The 24,133-nt window shown below is 62.3% G+C and carries 24 protein-coding genes and 1 pseudogene; 10 read left to right on the top strand and 15 right to left on the bottom strand.

Annotation, left to right across the window (positions count from 1 at the left end):
• Positions 1 to 17: 17 nt before the first annotated feature.
• A complete protein-coding gene (locus NKJ09_RS16695; RefSeq protein ID WP_023716941.1) occupies positions 18 to 1,151 on the bottom strand; it encodes a site-specific DNA-methyltransferase in 1,134 nt (377 codons plus the stop codon).
• A 180-nt stretch (positions 1,152 to 1,331) separates the two neighbouring features.
• Between NKJ09_RS16695 and NKJ09_RS16690 the strand changes: the two genes are divergently transcribed.
• On the top strand, positions 1,332 to 2,021 hold the full coding sequence (locus tag NKJ09_RS16690) for an HAD family hydrolase (RefSeq protein WP_023716940.1): 690 nt from the start codon (positions 1,332 to 1,334) through the stop codon (positions 2,019 to 2,021).
• A gap of 38 nt (positions 2,022 to 2,059) precedes the next feature.
• On the opposite strand, the pseudogene NKJ09_RS16685 reads toward NKJ09_RS16690, so the two are convergent.
• Positions 2,060 to 2,765: pseudogene (locus tag NKJ09_RS16685) on the bottom strand (hypothetical protein).
• A gap of 127 nt (positions 2,766 to 2,892) precedes the next feature.
• On the opposite strand from NKJ09_RS16685, the gene thrC reads away from it, so the two are divergent.
• The 4 genes from thrC to NKJ09_RS16665 are packed head-to-tail and all read left to right on the top strand — an operon-like array spanning position 2,893 to position 9,100.
• A complete protein-coding gene (gene thrC, locus NKJ09_RS16680; protein WP_352483705.1) occupies positions 2,893 to 4,290 on the top strand; it encodes a threonine synthase in 1,398 nt (465 codons plus the stop codon).
• A gap of 14 nt (positions 4,291 to 4,304) precedes the next feature.
• Positions 4,305 to 5,597 carry a M16 family metallopeptidase gene (locus tag NKJ09_RS16675; protein ID WP_023716937.1) on the top strand — a complete coding sequence of 431 codons (1,293 nt, stop codon included), beginning with the start codon at positions 4,305 to 4,307 and terminating at the stop codon, positions 5,595 to 5,597.
• A gap of 15 nt (positions 5,598 to 5,612) precedes the next feature.
• Positions 5,613 to 6,209, top strand: a complete 597-nt coding sequence (locus tag NKJ09_RS16670; RefSeq protein WP_023716936.1) for a GNAT family N-acetyltransferase — start codon at positions 5,613 to 5,615, stop codon at positions 6,207 to 6,209.
• A gap of 2 nt (positions 6,210 to 6,211) precedes the next feature.
• A complete protein-coding gene (locus NKJ09_RS16665; RefSeq protein WP_023716935.1) occupies positions 6,212 to 9,100 on the top strand; it encodes an EAL domain-containing protein in 2,889 nt (962 codons plus the stop codon).
• A 23-nt stretch (positions 9,101 to 9,123) separates the two neighbouring features.
• On the opposite strand, the gene NKJ09_RS16660 is transcribed toward NKJ09_RS16665, so the two are convergent.
• A complete protein-coding gene (locus NKJ09_RS16660) occupies positions 9,124 to 9,732 on the bottom strand; it encodes a YqgE/AlgH family protein (RefSeq protein ID WP_023716934.1) in 609 nt (202 codons plus the stop codon).
• A 147-nt stretch (positions 9,733 to 9,879) separates the two neighbouring features.
• On the opposite strand from NKJ09_RS16660, the gene NKJ09_RS16655 reads away from it, so the two are divergent.
• From NKJ09_RS16655 to NKJ09_RS16645, 3 genes are all read left to right on the top strand, one after another.
• Positions 9,880 to 10,686, top strand: a complete 807-nt coding sequence (locus tag NKJ09_RS16655; protein WP_023716933.1) for a protein-disulfide reductase DsbD domain-containing protein — start codon at positions 9,880 to 9,882, stop codon at positions 10,684 to 10,686.
• A gap of 83 nt (positions 10,687 to 10,769) precedes the next feature.
• Positions 10,770 to 11,270: a peroxiredoxin gene (locus tag NKJ09_RS16650; protein WP_023716932.1), complete on the top strand. Its 501-nt coding sequence runs from the start codon at positions 10,770 to 10,772 to the stop codon at positions 11,268 to 11,270.
• A gap of 146 nt (positions 11,271 to 11,416) precedes the next feature.
• Positions 11,417 to 11,896 carry a DUF2938 domain-containing protein gene (locus tag NKJ09_RS16645; protein ID WP_023716931.1) on the top strand — a complete coding sequence of 160 codons (480 nt, stop codon included), beginning with the start codon at positions 11,417 to 11,419 and terminating at the stop codon, positions 11,894 to 11,896.
• A 5-nt stretch (positions 11,897 to 11,901) separates the two neighbouring features.
• Here NKJ09_RS16645 and NKJ09_RS16640 read toward each other — a convergent pair whose 3' ends face one another.
• The 12 genes from NKJ09_RS16640 to coxB form a co-directional block, all read right to left on the bottom strand.
• A complete protein-coding gene (locus NKJ09_RS16640; protein ID WP_023716930.1) occupies positions 11,902 to 12,495 on the bottom strand; it encodes a histidine phosphatase family protein in 594 nt (197 codons plus the stop codon).
• A 42-nt stretch (positions 12,496 to 12,537) separates the two neighbouring features.
• The gene (rnhA, locus tag NKJ09_RS16635) at positions 12,538 to 13,065 is read right to left on the bottom strand and encodes a ribonuclease HI (protein WP_023716929.1); all 528 of its coding nucleotides are present in this window, start codon (positions 13,063 to 13,065) and stop codon (positions 12,538 to 12,540) included.
• A complete protein-coding gene (locus tag NKJ09_RS16630) occupies positions 13,062 to 14,024 on the bottom strand; it encodes a homoserine kinase (RefSeq protein ID WP_352494379.1) in 963 nt (320 codons plus the stop codon). The genes rnhA and NKJ09_RS16630 overlap by 4 nt, the downstream gene beginning before the upstream one ends.
• Positions 14,025 to 14,029: 5 nt before the next feature.
• The gene (gene ispH / locus NKJ09_RS16625) at positions 14,030 to 15,034 is read right to left on the bottom strand and encodes a 4-hydroxy-3-methylbut-2-enyl diphosphate reductase (protein WP_023716927.1); all 1,005 of its coding nucleotides are present in this window, start codon (positions 15,032 to 15,034) and stop codon (positions 14,030 to 14,032) included.
• 107 nt (positions 15,035 to 15,141) lie between these two features.
• A complete protein-coding gene (locus NKJ09_RS16620; protein ID WP_023716926.1) occupies positions 15,142 to 15,897 on the bottom strand; it encodes an SURF1 family protein in 756 nt (251 codons plus the stop codon).
• Positions 15,894 to 16,280, bottom strand: coding sequence for a DUF983 domain-containing protein (locus tag NKJ09_RS16615; protein ID WP_023716925.1), 387 nt, complete (start codon positions 16,278 to 16,280; stop codon positions 15,894 to 15,896). The genes NKJ09_RS16620 and NKJ09_RS16615 overlap by 4 nt, the downstream gene beginning before the upstream one ends.
• A 111-nt stretch (positions 16,281 to 16,391) precedes the next feature.
• Positions 16,392 to 17,273, bottom strand: coding sequence for a cytochrome c oxidase subunit 3 (locus tag NKJ09_RS16610; RefSeq protein WP_023716924.1), 882 nt, complete (start codon positions 17,271 to 17,273; stop codon positions 16,392 to 16,394).
• Between the two features lies 1 nt (position 17,274).
• Complete coding sequence (locus NKJ09_RS16605; protein ID WP_023716923.1) at positions 17,275 to 17,907, bottom strand: cytochrome c oxidase assembly protein; 633 nt, start codon at positions 17,905 to 17,907, stop codon at positions 17,275 to 17,277.
• Between the two features lie 7 nt (positions 17,908 to 17,914).
• Entirely contained in the window at positions 17,915 to 18,082 is a 168-nt protein-coding gene (locus NKJ09_RS16600; RefSeq protein ID WP_023716922.1) for a cytochrome c oxidase system small membrane protein, read from the bottom strand.
• On the bottom strand, positions 18,079 to 19,023 hold the full coding sequence (locus NKJ09_RS16595; RefSeq protein WP_352483710.1) for a heme o synthase: 945 nt from the start codon (positions 19,021 to 19,023) through the stop codon (positions 18,079 to 18,081). Before NKJ09_RS16595 ends, NKJ09_RS16600 begins: the two co-directional genes overlap by 4 nt.
• 76 nt (positions 19,024 to 19,099) lie before the next feature.
• Positions 19,100 to 20,752, bottom strand: a complete 1,653-nt coding sequence (ctaD, locus tag NKJ09_RS16590) for a cytochrome c oxidase subunit I (protein ID WP_023716920.1) — start codon at positions 20,750 to 20,752, stop codon at positions 19,100 to 19,102.
• A 38-nt stretch (positions 20,753 to 20,790) separates the two neighbouring features.
• Positions 20,791 to 21,669, bottom strand: coding sequence for a cytochrome c oxidase subunit II (coxB, locus tag NKJ09_RS16585; protein ID WP_023716919.1), 879 nt, complete (start codon positions 21,667 to 21,669; stop codon positions 20,791 to 20,793).
• A 371-nt stretch (positions 21,670 to 22,040) separates the two neighbouring features.
• On the opposite strand from coxB, the gene NKJ09_RS16580 reads away from it, so the two are divergent.
• A complete protein-coding gene (locus NKJ09_RS16580; RefSeq protein WP_023716918.1) occupies positions 22,041 to 22,565 on the top strand; it encodes an invasion associated locus B family protein in 525 nt (174 codons plus the stop codon).
• Positions 22,566 to 22,693: 128 nt separating this feature from the next.
• Complete coding sequence (gene tldD / locus NKJ09_RS16575; protein ID WP_023716917.1) at positions 22,694 to 24,106, top strand: metalloprotease TldD; 1,413 nt, start codon at positions 22,694 to 22,696, stop codon at positions 24,104 to 24,106.
• Positions 24,107 to 24,133 lie beyond the last annotated feature (27 nt).

Genomic DNA, 24,133 nt, shown 5'->3' with positions numbered 1-24,133 from the left:
TCGCAACTCAGAAACCGTCAGGCCCCTGCCCGTTCCATGCCTAGCCGCGCAATGCGGCGAAGCTCGTCAATCGGGGTCAGGCCTCCGCTGCGCTCATAATGCCAGAAGGTCCATCCGTTGCAGGCGTCCAGCCCCTGTACCTCAGCGCCGATCTTGTGGATCGACCCGGCACTGTCGCCGATCGCCAGCGTGCCGTCGGCACGCACCTTGGCCGCCCAACGCTTCTTGGCGTCGTAGAGCGTAGCGCCCGGTGCCACCAGGCCATTGTCGAGCAGCGTGACGAAGGCAACGCGCGGCTCGGCGCGCTTGCCGGTCAGCACTGTCAAATTGGCGCCGTCCAGCGGCCGGACCGCATCGATGCGTTCCATGGCGGCATCGATATAGGCTTGCTCACGCTCGATGCCGACGAAGTGGCGGCCAAGCCGTTTGGCCACCGCACCGGTGGTTCCTGAACCGAAGAAGGGATCGAGCACGATGTCGCCGGGCCTGGTCGATGCCGTCATGACGCGGGCAAGCAACGCTTCCGGCTTCTGCGTCGGATGCAATTTGTCGCCATTGTCGTTCTTCAGGCGCTCGCCGCCGGTGCAGATCGGAAACAGCCAGTCGGAGCGCATCTGAATGTCGTCGTTCGATGCCTTCAGCGCCTCGTAGTTGAAGGTGTAACCTTTGCCCTTCTGGTCGCGCGATGCCCAGATCATCGTCTCATGCGCGTTCTGGAAGCGACGGCCACGGAAATTGGGCATTGGATTGGTCTTGCGCCAGACGACGTCATTGAGGATCCAGAAGCCCAGGTCCTGCATCTTGGCGCCGACCCTGAAAATATTGTGGTAGGAGCCGATGACCCAGATCGTGCCGTTGGGCTTCAACACGCGGCGCGCCGCCAGCAGCCAGGCGCGGGTGAAGGCGTCGTAGGCCTCAAAACTGTCGAACTGGTCCCAATGGTCGTCGACGGCATCGACCTTGGATTGGTCGGGCCGGTGCAGATCGCCATCGAGCTGCAGATTGTAAGGCGGATCGGCAAAGATCACGTCGATCGATTTTTCCGGCAGCCGTTCCAGCGCGGCGACGCAGTCGCCCTTCAGGATCGTATCCAGCCACTCGGATTGCTGGGGAGCATCGGAAAGCTCGTCGAGAAGACGCACGGCAGACATTATGACACCCAAGGCACGCGTTACTGTTTACTGTCCGTTATGGTTACCGATCAGCGTAAATATTCAGTGAAGCATACTGCCGAATTTGCGAAGCCCGGCCTGTTGGTGTATGCCGCGCCGCCTGAGCCGTTTGGACCAAAGGCCTCTTGGCATTCCCTTCATCCCGCTTTCCGGATCACCATGCCCCAGCCAGACCTTGTCATCTTCGATTGCGACGGCGTGCTCGTCGATTCCGAAATCATCGCCGCACGCATCGATGCCGAGCTTTTGACCTCGGCCGGCTATGAGATATCGGCGGAGGAGATTTCCGAGGTCTATGCCGGGCTGACTTTCAAGGACATCATGATGCGGGTCGAGGAAAAGTCCCGGATCCCGTTCCAGGCCTCCCTGATCGACAAGGAGGAACAGCTGGTCGATCGCCGGCTGCGCAGCGACGTGCGTGCCATCGACGGGGCGCACGAGGCTGTCGCCGCGGTAATGGTGCCGCGCTGCGTCTGTTCGAATTCGCGTTCGGAGCGGATCGAATTCATGCTGGAGAAGGTGCAGCTTTTGCCGTTCTTTGCCGGCCGTATCTTTTCGTCGCTGGAAACGCCGACCGGGAAAACCAAGCCGGCGCCGGACGTGTTCCGGTTCGCCGCGGAAAAGCTCAAGGCCGATCCTGCGAACACCTTCGTCATCGAGGATTCCGTGCATGGCGTCACCGGCGCCAAGACGGCGGGAATGCGCGTCATCGGCTTCACCGGCGCGGCGCACAGCTATCCCGGCCACGCCGATGCGCTGACCGAAGCCGGTGCCGAAACGGTCATCCGCCGCTGGGCGGAACTGAAAAGCGTGATCGCCGCGCTGTCGGAATGGTCGGCGGACGCCTGAGAGGCCGCCTCCAACCGCCGTGGCGCGAATGCACCGGCTCAGTTGGTCGCGGCGGCTTTCTTCTTCTTCGGCTTGTCCGACGCCCCTTTCGGAGCGCCCTCGTCATACCCGGCAAATGCCTGGTAGTCCCGCGCCGTCGGCTCCGGAACGACGACGTTGGAATCGGTGAAGACGAACTGCGTGGCACTCGAGGGATCGGTAACCTGGACCTGATAGGAGTGAAGCTGCGAATAGAGAACTTCGGTGCCGTGCATCACCGCGATACGGATCGGCATGGTGATGGTACCGGGGGGCGAACATCGGACCAGGCACGACCTTGCCGGCAACGGCTATCTTCATCGACAAGGAGCCGTTGGCGCGGCTGCAGTCGCGGGTCACATCGGTGATCGAAGCCTGATAGATGATCTTGGCGGAATCGTCCGGCTGATCGACGCCTGCCGCGTCCGCTGCCGGCTGGGCGGCTTGGGCATCCTCGGCGGCAACATCGGTTTTTTTCTTCGGCTTCGGACCGCTCTTGGCGTAGATATTGAAGAAGGCGGTGCCGTCACGCAACGTCACTTTCGGGCAATAGGCCTGCAGCTGGCTGGAAAGCACCTTGGGGTCGGGTGGCGGTGGTGGCGTCGTATCCTTCTTGCCGAAGCCGAGAATGCTATTGTCGCTCGATTGGCAGCCTGCGGCAGCAAGCATAAAGCCGGTGAGCGCCAGACCCGCGACAAAACGACCGTTGAATGAATGAAACGCCATGAACTGCACTTCCCTCTCGCAAAGCCGGTGACGTATATCAACCGCGCGGCAAAAATGCGACTGAGCCAGCGCAGAAATCCACCACCTTACGGCGGGCGAAGATTCCCGCAGCAATGGAAACGTGACGATGCAATATGTGAGTACCCGCGGGGAAGCGCCCGCGCTTGGATTCTCCGACGCGGTGCTGGCCGGGCTGGCCCGCGACGGCGGGCTCTATCTGCCGAGCGCCTGGCCGCATTTTTCCGCAGCAGAGGTCCGCGCCATGCGCGGCCTTGCCTATCCCGATCTTGCAATCCGCGTGCTGTCGCCGTTCCTCGGTGGCGAGATCGCGGCGCCGGTGTTCGAACGGCTGGTGCGCGAAGCCTATGCGACCTTCCGCCATGAGGCCGTCTGCCCGCTGGTGCAGAGCGGGCCGAACAGCTTCGTGCTCGAGTTGTTCCACGGCCCGACGCTCGCGTTCAAGGACGTGGCGATGCAGCTTCTTGCGCGGCTGATGGACCATGTGCTGGCCGAGCGCGACCAGCGCGCCACCATTGTCGGCGCCACTTCCGGCGACACCGGAGGGGCCGCCATCGATGCCTTTGCCGGGCGCAACCGCACCGACATCTTCGTGCTTTTCCCGCACGGCCGCGTCTCGCCGGTGCAGCAGCGGCAGATGACGACGTCGACCGCCGCAAACGTCCAAGCATTGGCGATCGAAGGCAATTTCGACGACTGCCAAGGCCTGGTGAAGGACATGTTCAACGACCACGGTTTTCGCGACCGGGTGTCGCTATCCGGCGTCAATTCGATCAATTGGGCCCGCATCATGGCCCAGATCGTCTATTATTTCTCCTCCGCGCTGTCGCTTGGCGCGCCCGACAGGCCGGTTTCCTTCACGGTGCCGACCGGCAATTTCGGCGACATTTTCGCCGGCTACGCCGCCAAGAAGATGGGATTGCCGATCGAGCGGCTGATCATCGCCACGAACGACAACGATATTCTGGCGCGCACGCTGGCGACCGGCGAATACCGCATGAAAGGGGTCTTTTCGACCACGTCGCCCTCGATGGACATCCAGGTGTCTTCGAACTTCGAACGCTTGCTGTTCGAGGCGTCCGGCCGCGATGCCTCGACCGTGCGGCGCTACATGGACGGGCTCAAGCAGTCCGGCGCCTTCACCATCGAGGCCGGCGAAATCGCCAAGATCCGCTCCGAATTCGACGCCGGCCGCGCCACCATGGGCGAGGTCGCCGCCACAATCCGCACCACACTTGCGGCGAGTGGCTATCTGCTCGACCCGCATACCGCCGCAGCCGTGCATGTGGCCACTGGCAAAGCCGCCGGTGAGGTGCCAATGGTGGTGCTGGGCACTGCGCACCCGGCAAAGTTTCCGGCGGCCGTCGAAGCCGCCAGCGGCGTGTCGCCTGCCCTCCCCGCATGGCTGGGCGGGTTGATGAGCGCCGAGGAAAAATACACGGTACTTCCATCCGACCTGAAAATGGTGGAAGATTATGTCGGCCGCCACACGCGGGCGGCGCGTTAGGGAGTAATTGCCATATGGGTGTTGAGGTAAGCCGTCTGTCGAACGGCCTGACAGTCGCCACCGAAACCCTTCCAAGCCTCGAATCTGTTGCCCTTGGTGCCTGGGTCAAGTCGGGCGCACGCAACGAGCGTGACGAAGAGCACGGAATGGCGCATTTGCTCGAGCACATGGCTTTCAAGGGCACCAGGCGGCGAAGCGCCTTCGAGATCGCCTCGGAGATCGAGGACGTCGGCGGCGAGATCAATGCCGCGACCAGCGTCGAGACGACCTCCTATTATGCAAGGGTTCTGAGCGACGATGTGCCGCTGGCGGTCGATATCCTTTCCGACATCCTGCAGGACTCCGAATTCGATCCGCAGGAGCTGGAGCGCGAACAGCATGTGATTCTGCAGGAGATCGGCGCCGCGCACGATACGCCCGACGATGTCGTTTTCGATCACTTTACCGAGACCGCCTTCCGCCACCAGACCATCGGCCGCTCGATTCTCGGCACGCCGGAAACCGTCAAATCCTTCACTTCGAAGCAACTGCACGACTTCATCGAACGGCAATACGGCGCCGAGAACATGGTGATGGTGGCAGCCGGCGACATCAAGCACGACGATTTCGTGCGCGAGGTCGAAAAGCGTCTCGGCGGCTTCCGCGGCAAGGCCGACGGCACCATCCCGCAATATGCGCAATATGTCGGCGGCGATTTTCGCGAAGACCGCGACCTGATGGACGCCCAGATCGTGCTGGGTTTCGAGGGCCGTGCCTATCACGTCCGCGATTTCTATGCCTCTCAGGTCCTGTCGATGATCCTCGGCGGCGGCATGTCGTCGCGGCTTTTCCAGGAAGTCCGCGAAAAACGCGGCCTGTGCTATTCGGTCTATGCCTTCCATTGGGGTTTTTCCGACACCGGCGTCTTCGGGGTCCATGCGGCAACCGGACAAAGCGATATCGCCGAGCTGGTGCCTGTGATCATCGACGAGCTGCAAAAGGCCGGCGAAAACATCCTGCAGGAGGAGCTCGACCGGGCGCGTGCCCAATACCGCGCCGGGCTGATCATGTCGGCCGAGAGCCCGGCCAGCCGCGCCTCGCAGATCGCCAGGCAGTTGCTTCTGTTCGGCAGGCCGATCGCCAAGGAAGAGCTGATGGAGCGGCTGTCGGCGCTGACGGTCAAGCGGCTGACGGATCTGTCGTCGCGGCTTTTTTCGACGAAGCCGACGCTTACAGCCGTCGGGCCGGTGGGTACGCTCGCGCCCTATGAAGCGATCCTCGATTCGCTTTCGGGCTCGCAGACCACTGCCCGTAAGCTTGCCGTCTAAGCTTATTCGAGCGTCGTGTTCGCGCTCCCTTTCTTTCGCCGCGACCTGCCGGCACTGAAGGGCGACCTTGTCACGCTGCGTGTGCCGCTGACCAACGACTATCGCGAGTGGTCGGTGCTGCGCGGCGAAAGCCGCGCCTTCCTTGAGCCGTGGGAGCCGCGATGGACCCCTGACGAGCTCGACCGCACCGCATGGCGGCATCGTATCGGCCGCTACCGCGAGGACTATGCGCAGGGGACGGCGATCGCCTTCTTCATCTTCGAGAAAAGCAGCGGCAAGCTTGCCGGCGGTATCACCCTCGGCAATATCCGCCACGGGGTCGCCCAAAGCGGCCATATCGGCTACTGGATCGGCGAGCGCTTCAGCGGACGCGGGCTGATGACCGATGCCGTCAAGGTGGTGACGCGTTTCGCCTTCGAAACGCTGCGGTTGCACCGGATCGAAGCTGCCTGTATCCCCGATAACGCCCGGTCGATCCGCGTGCTTGAAAAAGCCGGATTCCGGCGCGAAGGACTGCTACGATCCTATCTCAGGATCAACGGCATCTGGCAGGACCATTACCTATACGCCCGAATCGCGGACGATCCGCCGGGCGTTGGAACAAAGGGCTGATTTTGACGAATTTTCTGCGGAACGGGTCGCTGCTTGCCCTTATGCTGGCGGCAATCGTCACGCTCTGCGCGGCATCCTCGGCGTTTGCGGTCGAACCGATCAAGATTGCCCGCGACGACGTGGCGCTCGACCTTTCGGGTGCCGTTGAAATCTACCGCAACCAGGGCGAGAATTTCCAAGTCTCAACGGCACCCGGCCCGGACGGCATCGTGCGGCGAATCGAGGTCGAGGCCAATGACGCGCGCTCGACCGGCGACTGGGCGGTGTTCGCGCTCGCCAATACCACCGATCAGCAGCTCGACAGGCTGATTGTCGCACCGCATTTCCGGCTGGTGAATTCCGGCCTGTTCTGGCCGGATCTCGGCTCGACCCGTATCGCCGCGATCACGCCCAGCGAAGGCTTTGCGCTCGACCGCCAGACCAGCCCCGACGCCGACGTGTTCCGGGTGACGCTGAACCCCGGAACGGTGATTACCTTCATCGCCGAGCTCGCCTCGCCCAAGCTGCCGCAGGTCTATCTGTGGGACCCCGAATCCTACAAGGACTCGGTCAATTCCTACACGCTGTTTCGTGGCATCGTCATCGGCATCGCCGGCCTGCTGGCGCTGTTCCTGACCATTCTTTTCGTCGTCAAGGGGACCTCGATGTTCCCGGCGACGGCGGCCCTAGCCTGGGCGGTGCTTGCCTATATCTGCGTCGATTTCGGCTTTCTCAACAAGATCATAGAAATATCCCCGGGCAATGAGCAGATGTGGCGCGCCGGAACGGAGGTGGCGCTTGCGGCGACCTTCGTGGTGTTCCTGTTTGCCTATCTCAACCTCAACCGATGGCACGGCCATTTCAGCTACGGCGCACTGGTCTGGATCCTCGGGCTGGTGCTGATCGCCGGCGTTGCCATCGTCGATCCGGCGGTTGCCGCCGGCATTGCCAGGCTGTCCTTCGCAGCCACCGCGCTGACCGGGCTCGGCCTGATCATCTTCCTCGGTATACGCGGTTACGACCGCGCCATCATGCTGGTGCCCAGTTGGGTGATGGTTCTGCTGTGGCTATGCGGATCGTGGATGGCAATCACCGGCATGCTGGACAACGATATCGCCCAGCCGGCGCTGGGCGGTGGGCTGATCCTCATCATCCTGCTGATCGGCTTCACCGTGATGCAGCACGCTTTTGCCGGCGGCGCCCTGCATCAGGGCCTGTTCTCCGACCTCGAGCGGCAGGCGTTGGCGGTTGCCGGATCGGGCGATACCGTGTGGGACTGGGACGTGCTGCGCGACCGTGTCGTCACTCGTCCCGACGTCAGCATTCAGCTCGGCCTTGCGCCCAACAGCCTCGGCGGCCCTGCCCGCAACTGGCTGCCGGTGCTGCATGCCGACGACCGCGACACGTTTCGTACGACACTCGACGTGGTGCTCGAGCACCGGCGCGGCCGGGTGTCGCAAAACTTCCGCCTGCGCGGCGCCGACGGGCACTATCACTGGTTTTCGCTGCGCGCCCGGCCGGTGATCGGCTCGGACGGCGAGGTCATCCGCTGCGTCGGCACCATGGTCGACGTGACGGAGCAGAAAAAGTCCGAGGAACGGCTGCTGCATGACGCCGTACATGACAATCTGACCGGCCTGCCCAACCGCGAGCTGTTCATGAACCGGCTGGAGGCGATCATCTCGATCGCCCGCACCGAAGAGAAGGTGCGCCCGACCGTCTTCGTCATCGACATCGACCGCTTCAAGCAGGTCAATGATGGGCTCGGCATCTCGGCCGGCGACACCATCCTTTTGACCATCGCGCGGCGGCTGCACCGGCTGCTCAAGCCGAAGGATTCGCTGTCGCGATTTGCCGGCGACCAGTTCGCGCTGATGCTTTTGTCGGAGCAGGATCCGGCTCGCATCGCGGCCATTGCCGATGCCATCAAGCACGCCATCAACAACCCGATCACCTTCGCCAAGCGCGAGATCGTGCTGACCGCCTCGATCGGGCTGATCACCTGGACCTCCACGCAGACCTCGGCTGAGGACATGGTCAAGGACGCCGAGCTTGCCATGCATCAAGCCAAGCGCTTCGGCGGCGACAGGATCGAGCCGTTCCGGCCAGCCTTCCGCACCGTCGGCACCGACCGGCTGCAGTTCGAGTCCGATCTGCGCCGGGCTATCGAACGACGCGAATTCACGCTTGCCTACCAGCCAATCGTGCGGCTGGAGGACGGCAGCGTTGCCGGCTTCGAAGCGCTGCTGCGCTGGGACCATCCGCGTCGCGGCATGATTCCGCCGGCGGATTTCATCCCGGTCGCCGAAAACTGCGGCCTGATCGTGCAGCTTGGCCTGTTTGCCATGCAACAGGCTGCCGAAGACCTAGCAGGATGGCAAAAGCAGATCGGCGATGCGCCGCTGTCGGTCTCGGTCAATCTGTCCAGCCGTCAGCTCATCCGCCGCGACCTGGTCAGCGACGTCCGCTCGGTGATCGCGCGGGCCAATCTGAAACCGCGCTGCTTCCGGCTCGAACTCACCGAATCGCTGGTGATGGACAATCCCGAGCAGACCGCCCATGTGCTGACCAAGCTGAAGCAGCTTGGCATCGGCCTGTCGCTGGACGATTTCGGCACCGGCTATTCATCGCTGGCCTATCTGACGCGCTTTCCGTTCGACACCATCAAGATCGACAAGAGCTTCGTCGACGACGCGACGCCGAAACGCGCGGTGCTGCTCAAATCCATGGTCAACATGGCGCATGAACTCGGCCTGTCGGTTGTCGCCGAAGGCATTTCGGACGAGAGCGATGCGCTGGAGTTGCGGCAGATGGGCTGCGAATACGTGCAGAGTTTCATGTTCGGAGCGCCGATGCCGGGCGACCAGGTGCTGAAGACGCTGAAGGAACAGTATCCGCTCACTCAGGCGTGACAAATTTCGGGACGTAATGAGGTTCAGGCGTGACCGGCAGCCAGGCTGAGATGCGCGAGATCGATGCCGATCGAGGCAAGGATCCGGTCGTATTTGCGGTCGATGTCGGCGTCGAACAGAAGCTCGGCACTAGCCGGGCAAGTCAGCCAGCCATTCTCGACGATCTCGTTTTCAAGCTGACCCGCACCCCAGCCGGCATAGCCGAGCGCCATCAGAGCCCGCCGGGGTCCGCGGCCGGAGGAGATGGCGCGCAATATGTCGACGGTCGCAGTCAGGCAGACGTCGTCGGACACGGCGAGCGAGGATTCCACCCGGTAGTCGCCCGAATGCAGGACGAAGCCGCGGCTGCGATCCACCGGTCCGCCATTGCGCACGACGAAGTCGCGCGCCGGCGGCGGCAGGCGAATTGCCTCCAGTTCGTTCATGATCCCGAGTTGCACGAGCAGGTCCGGAAACAGCATCTGCTGCGTCTGGTTGATGATCAACCCCATCGCGCCTTCGTCGCTGTGCGCGCAAATGTAGATGACGGAGCGCGTGAAGCGGTCGTCCTTCATGCCGGGCATGGCAATCAGGAACTGGTCGTCGAGAAAGCCGGGTCCTGCGGCCGTCTTTTTATGACGCAACAAATCCATGACCACAGCGTAACGCGTTTCCAGGGCGCCGAAAAGATGGGCGGCGCCCGATTTGATCAGGCTCATAAGTCAAAGGTCACGCAAATATGATGCCGGCGGCGTCATGAAATCATTGTGCGGCCATCAACAGACGATCAAATCATTGCCATGCAAAGCTTGAAAATCCTGCTGCTTGGCGTGGCCATTGGGTCGGCGACCTGCCTCCCCGCCTCAGCCTCCTCGTCGGCCTGGTACAATAGCGAAGGCGGCCGGGTGCGGCTGGTGACGAGCGGCAAAGCCGACGAGGCCGGGCGTCTCCAAGGTGTCCTCGACATTGCGCTGAAGCCAGGCTGGAAGACCTATTGGCGCGATCCGGGCGATGCGGGCGTGCCGCCACAGATCGACATCTCGGCCAGCACCAACATTGCCGACGCGACGCTTTCGTTTCCGCCGCCGCAGCGCCACGATGACGGCTATGGCAAATGGGCCGGCTACGACCACCCGGTTTCATTGCCGGTGACGTTCACGCTTGCTGCACCCGGCCAGCCGGCCGTCATCGATGCGGACATCTTCCTCGGCATTTGCGAAACCATCTGCATCCCGGTGCAGACAAGGCTGACCATCGATCCCGGCGCCGATCCCGACAACGCCGAGGATGCGGCACTGGTCAAGGCAGGCCTTGCAACTCTGCCCGCCACGGCAACGCCCGATTTCGGAATAAACGTACTGCCGGGCGATCACGAAACCCTGATTGTCGAAGCGAGCTTTCCGGGCACTCCCGAGGCCGCCGACTTCTTCGTTGCCGGCGAACGCGACTACATGTTCGGTGCCCCGACCCGCAGCGAAAAGGATGGCAAGCTGATCTTTACGGTGCCGATCCTCGACAGGCCGTCGACAACGCCAACCGATGGCGGCCTTCACTACACACTGACAAGTGCCGCTGGCGCGGTCGAAGGCCTGCTGCCTTTTCCGTGATGCCAACGTCTGGACGGTTGCCGGGCGCGCCTTAGTTCGCTATCGCAAGGACACTCCCTTTCCATTCTCAAGCGAGGACCATCATGACGATCTCCGTTGGCGACAAACTGCCGGGTGCGACCTTCAAGACAATGACCGCCGACGGTGCAAAGCCGATCACGACGGGCGAGATATTCTCAGGAAAGACGGTCGTGCTGTTTGGCGTTCCAGGCGCTTTCACGCCGACCTGCAGCAATAATCACCTGCCGGGCTACCTGGATAATTACGACGCCATCCTGGCGCGCGGCGTCGACACTATCGCCGTCGTCTCGGTCAACGATGTTCACGTCATGGGAGCCTGGGCTCGCTTCAGCGGCGGTGAAGGCAAAATACTTTATCTTGCCGATGGCAATGGCGATTTCGCCAAATCGGTCGGCCTCGACGCCGACCTCTCCAGCGGCGGCATGGGGCTGCGCTCGAGGCGTTTTTCGATGATCGTCGATGACGGCAAGGTCACCGCACTCAATGTCGAGACAAAGCCCGGCGTCGACGAGTCCGGTGCGGCTCACATTCTCGGACAGCTTTCCGTCTTGGCGACAGCCTAGGCCAGGGATGACAAAGGGCGCCTTCGAGCGCTACGCGTTCAAAGGATGCCGCCTTTTCATCGGCGCATGATCCTTCCGAAAGCCGACCCGGTCTTCAGGGCCATGCGTCGGCGCTTCGGGACTGCTTGCTTTTTGGGACCTCGGTTATGTCTGACATCTTTTGGCGCGCTGTCGCGATCGGTATCGGCGCAACCGCGCTTATGGATATCTGGGCGATTTTCCTGAACAAGGCGTTTGCTCAGCCGCGGCCGAACTGGGGGCTGGTCGGCCGCTGGGTCTGGCATCTCAGGGAAGGCAAGGTCTTCCATGACGACATTGGCGAGGCCTCGCCCTATGCGCATGAATCTGCACTTGGCTGGGCCTTTCATTATGCTGTCGGCATCGTCTACGGCATCATACTGGTCGTGCTGGCCGGAACGGGCTGGCTCACCGCGCCGACCTTCCTGCCGGCCTTTATCCTCGGCATCGTCACCGTCGGCGCCGGTTGGTTTCTGCTGGCGCCCGGCATGGGTGCCGGCTGGGCCGCTTCGAAGCGCCCCAATCCAATGCAGGTCCGCGCCCTCAATCTGGTGTCGCACACGGTGTTCGCGCTCGGACTGTTCGGCACCGCCCTGCTCATCCGATAGCCAAGTCAGCCGTCGCGGCGCTGCGCCGGCCTGTCGATCGGCTGCCATCCATGGATAACGCGACGCGCACCGGTATCGTATGCGAAGTAGTTCCCGCCGCCCGCTGGCTGATCCGCCTCGCGGCTGATTTCCCGACCGCTCAAAGAGAGCAGCAGGAGCGTTCCGACACCTCCGTGACCTATGAATGCGACGTCGACAGCGGCGTCGGTGCCTAGCACAGTGTCTACCTCGCTTAGAATACGACGCTGGGCATCGATAGCTCGCTCCCATCCACGAATGCTGCTGTTTGGATTGGCGAAGAATTGGTCGGCGACCGCTTCGAACTCGGAAGGCGGCAGGAAACCGGTTGCCGATCGGTCATTCTCATGCATCCCTTCCCTCACCTCGATCGCAAGGCGGAGATGCCTTCCGAGTATCTCGGCGGTTTCTATCGCCTTGCGTTCACCCGATGACACGATCCGCCGAATCGACCCAACCCACGGCTGATCGAGCATTGCCGATGTTCTCGCTCGCCCGAGGTCGGATAGTCCCCATTCCGCCACTGGAACGTTGGCATCGACCTGAACCTGGGGATGCGTGATGTAGTATGCGATCGGCATGATAGAGCTCTTCCTGCCAGAGAGCGGACCCGCAGCCGGAATTCAATAGCTTTGGGTCGAGCGCCGCGCCTTTGTGGTCGTCGGCTGCTTTGACTGCGAACCTGGTACTGGTGCCACAGTCTTGACGAGCCCTTTCTTGAATGGCGCCATGCCGAGCCGCGCCAATTCGTCGGCGCGCTCGTTCTCGGGATGGCCGGCATGGCCCTTGACCCAATGCCAGGTGACCTGATGGCGGTTACGCGCTGCATCGAGCTGCTGCCACAGCTCGGCATTCTTCACCGGCTGCCTGGCGGCCGTCTTCCAGCCGTTGCGCTTCCATCCGTCGATCCAGCTGAAAATACCGTCCTTGACATAGTTGCTGTCGGTATAAAGATCGACGGCGCAGGGCTCCTTGAGCGCATTAAGCGCCGAGATGGCCGCCAACAGTTCCATACGGTTGTTGGTGGTGGCAGCCTCGCCGCCCGACAGTTCTTTCGTCACACCGTTGAAGCGCAAGATCGCGCCCCAGCCGCCAGGCCCGGGATTGCCCGAACAGGCACCATCGGTGAAGATTTCAACGCGCTTGGTCATGTTAGTCCATATTCGGAAGGAGAGTTGATCGCCCGATGGAAGCGCATCCGGCGGATATATTCGGTCGGGTCGCGTTTCATCACACGCCCGCCGTCCGGGACCGTCAGCCAGTCGTAGAGCCGGGTCAGCATGAAGCGCAGCGCCGAACCGCGCGCCAGCATCGGCAGCGCCGCTTTCTCGTCGCTGCTCAGCGGCCGCACGCTTTGGTAGCCGGCAAGCAACGCCGTGCCCTTGGTCAGATTGAAGGAAAAATCCTTCTCGAAGCACCAGGCGTTGAGGCACGTGGCAACATCATAAGCGTAGAGGTCGTTGCAGGCGAAATAGAAGTCGATCAGCCCGGACAGTTTCTCGCCGAGGAAGAATACATTGTCCGGGAAAAGATCGGCATGGATGATGCCCTGCGGCAGACCGTTCGGCCAGTTCCGCTCGAAATCGGCGAAATCGGCATCGACCTCGGCCGCCAATCCCGGCTCGACCTCATCGGCGCGGGCGTGGGCGGCGTTCCACAGCTTGCGCCAGCCATCGATGGCAAGGGCGTTGGGGCGGGTCATCGGGAAATCCGCGCCGGCGAGATGCAGTGCCGCCAGAGCCTTGCCGACCTCGCCGCAATGCCCAGCTGTCGGCCGCCGCAGCGATAGACCCTCAAGGAAGGTGATGATGACCGCCGGCCGGCCGGCAAGCGTTCCGATCACACCGCCATCCTGCGCGGTGACCGGGAGCGGGCACGAAATGCCCTTTCTGGCGAGGTGGGCCATGAGGCCCAGAAAGAACGGCAGGTCAGCCTTGTCGACGCGCTTCTCGTAAAGCGTCAGTATGTAGGAGCCGCTGCTGGTGTGCAGCAGAAAATTCGAATTTTCGGTGCCTTCGGCGATGCCCTTGTAGGACAAGAGATCGCCGACCGGATAGTTCCTGAGGAACGCGCCGAGCTCGCCCTCATTGACGTCGGTGTAGACCGCCATCGTTGCTACGCAGCCCCGTTGACGAAGGCCATGTCGGCTGCCGTCAGTTCGACATCGCGCAACACCCGCATCACCGGAAAATCCTCCGTCTCCGTCGCCGTCACGGCCAACTCGATGGTTACGTCGAAGCGCTGCCGGAAGGCATCGACAATCTCGTCGACGATGATCTCCGGCGCCGAGGCGCCCGCCGACAGGCCGAGTGTCGAGATGCCGGCAATGTCATTCCACGGAATTTCGGAGGCGCGCTGCACGAGAAGCGACATCGAGGCGCCGGCGCGTTCGGCCACTTCGACAAGCCGCCGTGAGTTGGAGGAGTTAGGCGCACCGACGACCAGGAAGAGATCGGCGCCGGCCGCTGTTTCCTTGACCGCCTCCTGGCGATTGGTGGTGGCATAGCAGATCGATTCCGCCGCCGGCGCGTGCAACTCGGGAAAACGTTGCTGCAGGGCGCGGATGATGCCGGCGGTGTCCTCGACCGACAGCGTCGTCTGGGTGACGAAACCGAGCGCTCGCGGGTCTGCGGGCACGAAGCTTGCGGCGTCGGCTTCGGTCTCGATCAGAGTGACCGCGCCATCCGGCAACTGGCCCATTGTGCCGATCACCTCAGGATGCCCGGCATGGCCGATCAAAAGCACGTGGCGGCCAAGCCGCTGATGGCGCATTGCCTGCTTGTGGACTTTCGAGACCAGCGGGCACGTCGCGTCGAGATAGAACAGGTTGCGGGACCGGGCGTCGGCCGGCACCGATTTCGGCACGCCATGCGCCGAAAAGACGACCGGGCTCTGGCGATGCTCGGGCGGGATCTCGGAGAGCTCCTCGATGAACACCGCGCCGAGGCTTTGCAGCCCTTCGACGACGTAGCGGTTGTGCACGATCTCGTGGCGGACATAAACCGGCGCGCCATATTTCTTGAGCGCCAGCACGACGATCTGGATGGCACGGTCAACGCCCGCACAGAAACCGCGCGGCTGGCAGAGCCGGATGGTCAGCGGTGGCTTTGTCTGAAGCATGATTGCATCTTACGCTGATTGTAGGCCGGTTGATCGGACTATGACTTCTGAGCTCAAGGCGCGAAATGAGGTGTGCGGCCCTGCCCTGTCAAGGGTAGTGGCGGCGATCATTGGTCTTTCGCCGGGCGGCGGAGCCAGGAGATCAGGACACCGGCAAGGGCGACGGCAAGGCCGTACCAGGTTATCGCATATTGCAGATGGCTGTTCGGCAGGTCGATGACGGTGACGCCGCCGACCGGCAGCCCGCCGGGGTTGGCGGCGGCGTTCGCATCGATGAAGATCGGCACCAGCGCCGCACCTGCCGGCAGGCCGGCGCTCGAGGCCATCGCGTCACGATCTTTCCAGTAGAAGATGTTCTTCTGCGGATCATTGTCGGGAAGCATCATCGAGGGCTTGGCCGGCAGCGGGTTGCGGGCGAGCCCCGTCACCGTCACTTTGCCCGTCACCTGCCCCTGCGGCCGCTTGGCGGGGTCCTTGAAATCGTAGGGCACGAAGCCGCGGTTGATCAGCACGAAACGGCCATCCTCGAGCTGCAGCGGCGTGAACACATCGAAGCCGGACTGGCCTTCCCAGGTGGCGAGGAAATGCCGTTCGCCTTGATGCAGGAAAGTGCCGGTCACTATCACCGGCGTGTAGTCCACGTCGCCGGTGGCAGCAAACCGCTTTTCGACCTCGGCCAATGGCACAGGCGCCGAATGCGTGCGCTGGTCGATCGTCTGGAGAAGGCCCTCTTTCCAGTGCAGGCGCTGAACCTGCCAGGTGCCGAGTGCCAGCAGGATCAAAAACACGACGATACCCAGGCCGAGCGCCAATGCGCGTTTCGGCCTCGACCGGCCGGCCACCAAACCTGATGCCTCGCTCATTCGCCGCGGTCCAGCCGGCCCTCGGCCGCCTTGTTGCGGTATTGCAGCGTCAGCAGCACGCCCTTGATCAGCCTGAGCGCCGCCAGGCAAAGCACCAGCGTCAGCGGAATCCACAGCAACAGATGCAGCCAGAGCGGCGGATTGAGCGTCACCTCCATCCACAGCGCCAGGCCGACGACGATGAAGCCGATGATCAGAATAACGAACACCGCCGGCCCGTCGCCGGCATCGGCGAAGGAATAATCGAGGCCGCAATTGGTACAGCGATCGCCGACGGTGAGGAACCCGGAGAACAGCTTGCCCTCGCCACAGCGGGGGCAGCGGCCATGCAGGCCGGCCGAGATCGGATCGATTGGTGGCCAGATCGCCTTGTCGTCGCTCATGGGGTCATCCTAGGAGCATTTGCCGCAAAAGATAAGGCGGCCACGTCGCCGCAGCCGCCTTGTCTATTTCCTCGGCCCCATTTTCCTCGGGCCCATTTCCTCGGGCCAATGTCAGTGCGGTTCGATCATTGCGCCGTTCGATGCCCAGACATAGATCGAGGCAAACAGGAATAGCCACACCACGTCGACGAAATGCCAGTACCAGGCGGCGGCCTCGAAGCCGAAATGCTGCTTGGGCGTGAAGTCGCCCTTCATGGCGCGGATCAGGCAGACCAGCAGGAAGATAGTGCCGATGATGACGTGGAAACCATGGAAGCCGGTCGCCATGAAGAAGGTGGCGCCGTAGATCGAATCCCTGAAGCCGAACGGCGCATGCATGTACTCGTAGGCCTGCACCATGGTGAACAGCATGCCGAGGCCGACGGTCAGCACCAAGCCATTGATCAGCCCTTTGCGGTCGCCGTGGATGAGCGAGTGGTGCGCCCAGGTCACCGTGGTGCCCGACAGGAGCAAGATGACGGTGTTGTAAAGCGGCAGATGGAAAGGGTCGAGAACTTCGAGGCCCTTGGGCGGCCAGACGCCGCCGGTGAAGGCGGTACGGGCATACTGATGGACCTCGCCGGGGAACAGGCTGGCGTCGAAGAAGGCCCAGAACCAGGCGACGAAGAACATCACCTCGGAGGCGATGAACATGATCATGCCGTAGCGCAGATGCAGCGACACGACACGAGTGTGGTGTCCCTCATGCGCTTCCTTGATCGTATCAGACCACCAGGCGAACATCGTGTAGATGACGATCAGCAGGCCGATGAAGAACAACCATGGATTGGCGATGTTGAAACCGAAGATGGGGAAATCGCCGCCCTTGAGATATTGCATGTAACAGACGCCGCCGATCGCGGTCACCAGCGCCCCGACGGAGCCCAGGAAAGGCCATGGGCTCGGGTCGACGAGGTGGTAGTCATGTTGTGGTTTTGCGTGTGCGTCTGCCATATCAACCCCCGAGGCTTGCTTCGGTATCTGAACTCTTGTTGCGGCGGCCGTCGGCCGGCACCGATGATGCGACCGGCTTGGTCTTGTCGACCGGGAACATCGTATAGGACAGGGTAATCGTCCTCAAATCCTTCAGTTCCGGCGCGTTGACGATGTCGGGATCGACATAGAACACGACCGGCATGTCCAACGTCTCGCCCGGCTTCAGCGTCGTGTCGGTGAAGCAGAAACACTCGACCTTGTTGAAGTAAGGTCCGGCCAGTTCAGGCTGTACATTGAAGGTGGCGCGTCCGGTGATGGGCCGGCTGAATTTGTTGGTCGCGCTGAAATGCGCCTCGGCTGTTTCGCCGATCTTGATGGTGATCGAGCGGGCGACCGGCTGGAATTGCCAGGGAATGCCGACGGTGTTGGCATCGAAGCGGATGGTGATGTCACGGTCGAGCACCCGATCGGCATATTGCTGGGTCGCCCGTTTAACGGTGCCGCCGTAGCCTGTCGCCTGGCAGAACATCGCGTAGAGCGGCACTGCGGCATAGGCCATGCCGATCATGCCGCCGAAGAACGCGATGCAGACGCCGGCGACGACGCGGTTCGTATTCTTCTTCGTAGGATCGGTGACTGTTTGCCTGGTCATGTTCAGCTCACATCGAACCGGTGACGCTGTGACCAAATTTCACGATGGTCGCGACGTAGAATATGACGACCAGCGCCGCCAGCGCGAAGCCGATTGCGGCCGAGCGATTGCGGCGGGCCTTCTGCTGACGGTCGGTCAGCGTGACCAGTTCAAGCTTCTTTTCGGCCATGCTCATGCTCCACCGATGGTCAGCGCGCGCGCGACGACGCAATCGCCAAGGTAGGCGGCGAAGATGGCGAAGAGATAGAGCAGCGAATAGCCGAACAGGGCCTTGGCCGGCTTCATCGCCCGGTCGTCATCGGCCATTTGCAGCACCTTCCACGCATACCAGACGAAGCCGGCGCCGAGCAGCAATGCAACGACGCCATAGGCTGGCGTGGTGAAGCCGAGAACCCATGGCAGCACGCCAACCGGTGCGAGGACCAGCGCATAGGCAAAGATCTGGCGTCTGGTCGAAGCCTGGCCGGCGACATTCGGCATCATCGGAATGCCTGCCTTGGCATAGTCCTCCGACTTGAAGAGCGCGAGCGCCCAGAAATGCGGCGGCGTCCACAGGAAGATGATCAGGAACAGCACCAAGCTTTCGAGGCTGACCGATCCGGTTACCGCCGCCCAGCCGATGACCGGCGGAATGGCACCGGCAGCACCGCCGATGACAATGTTCTGTGGCGTCCAGCGCTTCAGCCACATCGTGTAGATGACGGCATAGAAAAAGATGGTGAAGGCCAGAAGCGATGCGGCCAACCAGTTGACCAGCACGCCGAGCGTCATCACCGACAGAACCGACAGCACCAGCCCGAAGCTCAATGCCTCGCCAGGCCGTATGCGGCCGGCCGGCACGGGACGGCCGGCGGTGCGCGTCATCACCGCATCGATGTCTGCGTCATACCACATGTTGAGCGCACCGGACGCGCCGGCACCAATGGCAATAGCCAGGATCGCGATCACCGCCAGCAGCGGATTGATGGTCACCGGGGCGGCGACCATGCCGACAAACGCTGTGAACACCACCAGCGACATGACGCGCGGCTTCAGCAGGGCGAAGAAATCGCCCGCCGTCGCTTCCGACATGCGGAAGCCCGGCTCGTCAATCAGTCTGTCTTCGGCAAGGGCCATGCGTACTTAGAGTCCATCATTCCGTTGGCCAAAACCGCCGGACGGCCGGCGGTTCCGTATTAAAGGAGGCAACCGCCTACTTGATCTTCGGCAGCTGTTCCCATTGGTGGAACGGCGGCGGCGAAGGCAGCTGCCATTCCAGCGTGGTCGCACCCTCACCCCAAGGATTGGCGCCGGCGACCCGCTTCTTCTGGAACGCCTCGAAGACGCCGAACAGGAAGATGACGACGCCGACAGCCGAGATGTACGAGCCGTAGGACGACACCATATTCCAGCCGGCGAAGGCATCGGGATAGTCGATATAGCGACGCGGCATTCCGGAGAGACCGAGGAAATGCTGCGGGAAAAAGACCAGGTTGACGCCGACGAAAGTGACCCAGAAGTGGGTGTTGGCGATCACCGGCGAATACATGTAGCCGGTCATCTTCGGGAACCAGTAGTACCAGCCGGCGAAGATGGCGAAGACCGCGCCCAGTGACAGCACGTAGTGGAAGTGCGCAACCACGAAATAGGTGTCGTGCAGCGGGCGGTCGAGGCCGGCATTGGCCAATTGCACGCCGGTGACGCCACCAACTGTGAACAGGAAGATGAAGCCGATCGCCCACAGCATCGGGGTCTTAAGCGAAATCGACCCGCCCCACATAGTGGCGATCCACGAGAAGATCTTCACGCCCGTCGGCACCGCGATGACCATGGTGGCGAAGACGAAATAGCGCTGGGTGTCGAGCGACAGGCCCGTCGTGTACATGTGGTGGGCCCAGACGATGAAGCCCACCGCGCCGATGGCAACCATCGCATAGGCCATGCCGAGATAGCCGAACACCGGCTTCCTTGAAAAGGTCGAGATGATATGGCTGATGATGCCGAAGCCCGGCAGGATCAGGATATAGACTTCTGGATGGCCGAAGAACCAGAACAGGTGCTGGAACAGGATCGGGTCGCCGCCGCCGTCCGGGGCGAAGAAGGTGGTGCCGAAATTGCGGTCGGTCAAAAGCATGGTGATGCCGCCGGCCAGCACCGGCAACGACAGCAGCAGCAGGAAGGCGGTGATCAACACCGACCACGCGAACAGCGGCATCTTGTGCATGGTCATGCCGGGCGCGCGCATGTTGAAGATGGTGGTGATGAAGTTGATGGCGCCAAGAATCGAGGAGGCGCCGGCGATGTGGATTGAAAGGATCGCCAGGTCCATGGCCGGTCCAGGCTGGCCCGATGTCGAGAGCGGCGGATAAAGCGTCCAGCCGCCACCGACGCCATAGGCGCCCGGCGCACTCGGGACGAAGGCCGAGATAATCAGCAGGATGAAAGCCGGCGGCAGCAGCCAGAACGAGACGTTGTTCATGCGCGGGAACGCCATGTCCGGCGCGCCGATCATGATCGGCACCATCCAGTTGGCAAAGCCGCCGATCAGCGCCGGCATCACCATGAAGAAGATCATGATCAGCGCATGCGCGGTGGTGAAGGCATTGTACATGCTCTTGCCGCCGTCGATGGCGGCGTCACCGTTCATGCCGTAGACCATCTGTGCCAGGCCAGTGAATATCTGGATGCCCGGCTCCTGCAATTCCATGCGCATGACGACCGATAAGGCGCCACCGATGCAGCCCGCCATGATCGCGAAGATCAGATAAAGCGTACCGATGTCCTTGTGGTTGGTCGAATACACCCACCGGACCCAGCCATGATACGGCTTGTGGTCGTGGTCGTCGTGAGCTGCAGCGTCTGCCATGGTCGGCTCCGTTCCCTGAATCTTTTCTGGTCGCGGCATCAGTTGCCGGCGGCCGCTACCTTGTTCGTGCCATCGACCTCGGCCATCAGCGCCTTGTTGGCGCCGGGAAGATCGGTCTTGGCTGCCGCCAGCCAGGTCTTGTATTGCGCATCGGAGACGACGCGAATGGCGATCGGCATGAAGGCGTGGTCCTTGCCGCAGAGTTCCGAGCACTGGCCGTAATAGAGGCCTTCCTTGTCGGCCTTGAACCACACCTCGTTGATGCGGCCCGGCACCGCGTCGGTCTTGATGCCGAAGGACGGCATGGCAAAGGCGTGAATCACGTCGGTCGCCGTCACCAGCACGCGGGTCATGGTGTTGACAGGCACCACCATCTCATTGTCGACGGCGAGCAGGCGCGGATAGGCGGCGCGATCTTCCTTGCCGGCAGCAGCCCTGTCGGCATCCTGAAGGATCGCGGAATTGAAGGAAAGCGTGTTGTCGACCTGGTATTCGTAATCCCAGTTCCACTGATTGCCCGTCGCCTTGACGGTCAGCTTGGCTTCTTCCGGCGGCGTGTATTGCGCGGTCAGCAGCTGGAACGAAGGAATGGCGAGACAGAGCAGGATGACGACGGGACCGACAGTCCAGATGACCTCGATCAGCGTGTTGTGGCTGGTGCGCGACGGGGTCGGGTTGACGCTCGCCCGGAATTTCAAAATGCAGTAGGCGATCAGAAAAAGCACCAAGGCGGTGATCACAATGATGAACGCGAACGAATAGTTTCCGAACCACTCGATCTGCCTCATAATATCGGTCGCCGGAGGCTGAAAACTGGTTTCCCAGGGTTGAGGCTGGGCTGCATGAGCGGATGCAGCGGCAAACAACGTGGCGGCGGCACTAGCTACGATTTTGGCGGTTGCCAGGAATTTTCTCATCGCCCTCGTCATCTCCCAGTTCCTCGCGATCGGACCGCAAGAATGCCGAATAATGCCGGGACGGGAATCCCGGACAATTCAAGGCTGGTTCAAACCATACTCTATTTGCCTCCGCAAGAAAGGAGCGGCGGAACCCGTGCGGCATTTTTGCGCGCAAGCGCGGCTGTAGCTTCGTGCGGTGACCGCTCGTCGCGAATCACCGGAGCGGCATCCCGGCAGAATGAGCCGCGCGGCGCGCGAAACCGTCGCAATTAGGGCGAAATTGGCACGGAAAAGCGCATTGTCGCCTATGTCGGGGCAGACCGCGGGGGTCTCGTCCTTTACTTGGGTTTAGTGCGGCTTAAAGTGCCGTGATTCGCAATGGAGCCGTCATGAACGCGTGGCTTTCGAGAACCTTGGCGGAGGTCATCCTTGTTGCCGCCGCAATAGCCTTGTCAGGCGGCGGCCTGGCCAATGCCGCGCAGCCAAGCGGCACGGTGAAGTCGACGCATGGGGCGTGGTCGATCATCTGCGATACGCCGGCCGGTGCTACGTCCGAACAATGCGTGATGATGCAGAACGTCGTCGCCGAGGACCGCCCGGAAATGGGTCTTTCCGTTGTCGTGCTGCGTACAGCCGACAACAAGGCCGAAATCCTTCGTGTGCTGGCGCCGCTCGGCGTGCTGTTGCCCAACGGCCTCGGCCTCAATGTCGACGGCAAGGATATCGGCCGCGCCTATTTCGTGCGCTGTTTCCAGGACGGCTGCTATGCCGAGGTCATCCTGGAAAAGCCGCTGCTCGACACGCTGAAGACCGGTACGTCGGCGACCTTTATCGTCTTCCAGACGCCCGAAGAAGGCATCGGCATTCCCGTCGACCTCAAGGGTTTTGCCGACGGCTTCGCCGCCCTGCCTTGAACGCGGTCTTGTAGCACGATCCAGTGATTGTTGACCGGCCGCGGTCACGGCAAATCTCATTTCAGATTGTCTGTGCAGGCCTTCGCGCCTACATCGTGGGAAACAATCCTCCTGCGAATGGACCTGCCATGAACAGCCTGATCGGCCAATTCGACATTTCCGACGATCGCATCAAGCAGATCGTCGCCGAGACCATCAACGGCGCCGACGACGGCGAACTGTTTCTCGAATACAGCGAAAGCGAAGCGCTGATGTTCGACAATGGCAAGCTGAAGACCGCGAATTTCAACACCGACCAGGGTTTCGGCCTGCGCGCCGTCGCTGGCGAGGCCAGCGGCTACGCCCATTCCAGTGATCTCTCCGAAGCCTCGCTGCGGCGCGCCGCCGATGCCGTTTCGACGGTGAAGAGCGGCTATTCCGGCACGCTTGCCGCAGCGCCCGTCCGCACCAACCGCCATCTCTACGGCGACGGAAACCCGATCCCCTCGCCTTCCTTCGAGACCAAGGCCAAGTTGCTTCAGGAAATCGATGCATGGCTGCGGGCCGAAGATCCGCGCGTCAGGCAGGTGACGGCGTCGCTCGCCGCCTCCTGGCAGCATGTCGAGATCGTGCGCGCCGATGGCCAGATGGTCCGCGACATCCGCCCGCTGGTCAGGATCAACGTATCGGTGGTGGTCGGCGACGGCGACCGCCAGGAGAGCGGCTCCTACGGCATGGGAGGCCGCAAGGATTTTGGCGAATTCCTGGTCGAGGACAGCTGGCGGCACGCGGCCAAGGAGGCACTGCGGCAGGCGCTCGTCAATCTCGAAGCGGTTCCAGCACCTGCCGGCACTTTCGACATCGTGCTGTCGAGCGGCTGGCCCGGCGTCATGTTGCACGAGGCCGTCGGCCACGGGCTGGAAGGCGATTTCAACCGCAAAAAGACGTCGGCCTTTGCCGGCCTGCTTGGCCAGCAGGTGGCGGCGAAAGGCGTCACCGTCGTTGACGACGGCACCATGCCCGAGCGGCGAGGTTCGCTGACCGTCGACGACGAAGGCACGCCTTCGGCCCATAACGTGCTGATCGATGATGGCAAGCTGGTCGGCTACATGCAGGACCGCCAGAATGCACGGCTGATGGGCATGAAGGCCACCGGCAACGGGCGGCGCCAAGGTTACGCGCATGAGCCGATGCCGCGCATGACCAACACCTACATGACGGCAGGCGACATGGAGCCGGAGGAAATCATAGCCTCGGTCAAGAACGGCATCTATGCCGTGTCGTTCGGTGGCGGCCAGGTCGACATCACTTCGGGCAAGTTCGTGTTCGGCTGCACCGAGGCCTACATGATCGAGAACGGCAAGGTGACGCAACCGATCAAGGGCGCCATGCTGATCGGCAATGGGCCGGATGCCATGCATCGGGTTTCGATGGTCGGCAACGACATGAAGCTCGACACCGGCATCGGCATGTGCGGCAAGGCCGGACAGGGCGTGCCGGTCGGCGTCGGCCAGCCGCATCTCAGGATGAACCAGATGACGGTCGGCGGCACCAGGGTTTGATGCGGCTGCCGCCTTCCGGTAACATCG

It is taken from the genome of Mesorhizobium sp. M0189 (assembly GCF_040322135.1).
GTDB lineage: Bacteria > Pseudomonadota > Alphaproteobacteria > Rhizobiales > Rhizobiaceae > Mesorhizobium.
The sequence above is the reverse complement of the archived record's forward strand: the minus strand, read 5'-3'. Positions and strand labels throughout refer to the sequence as shown.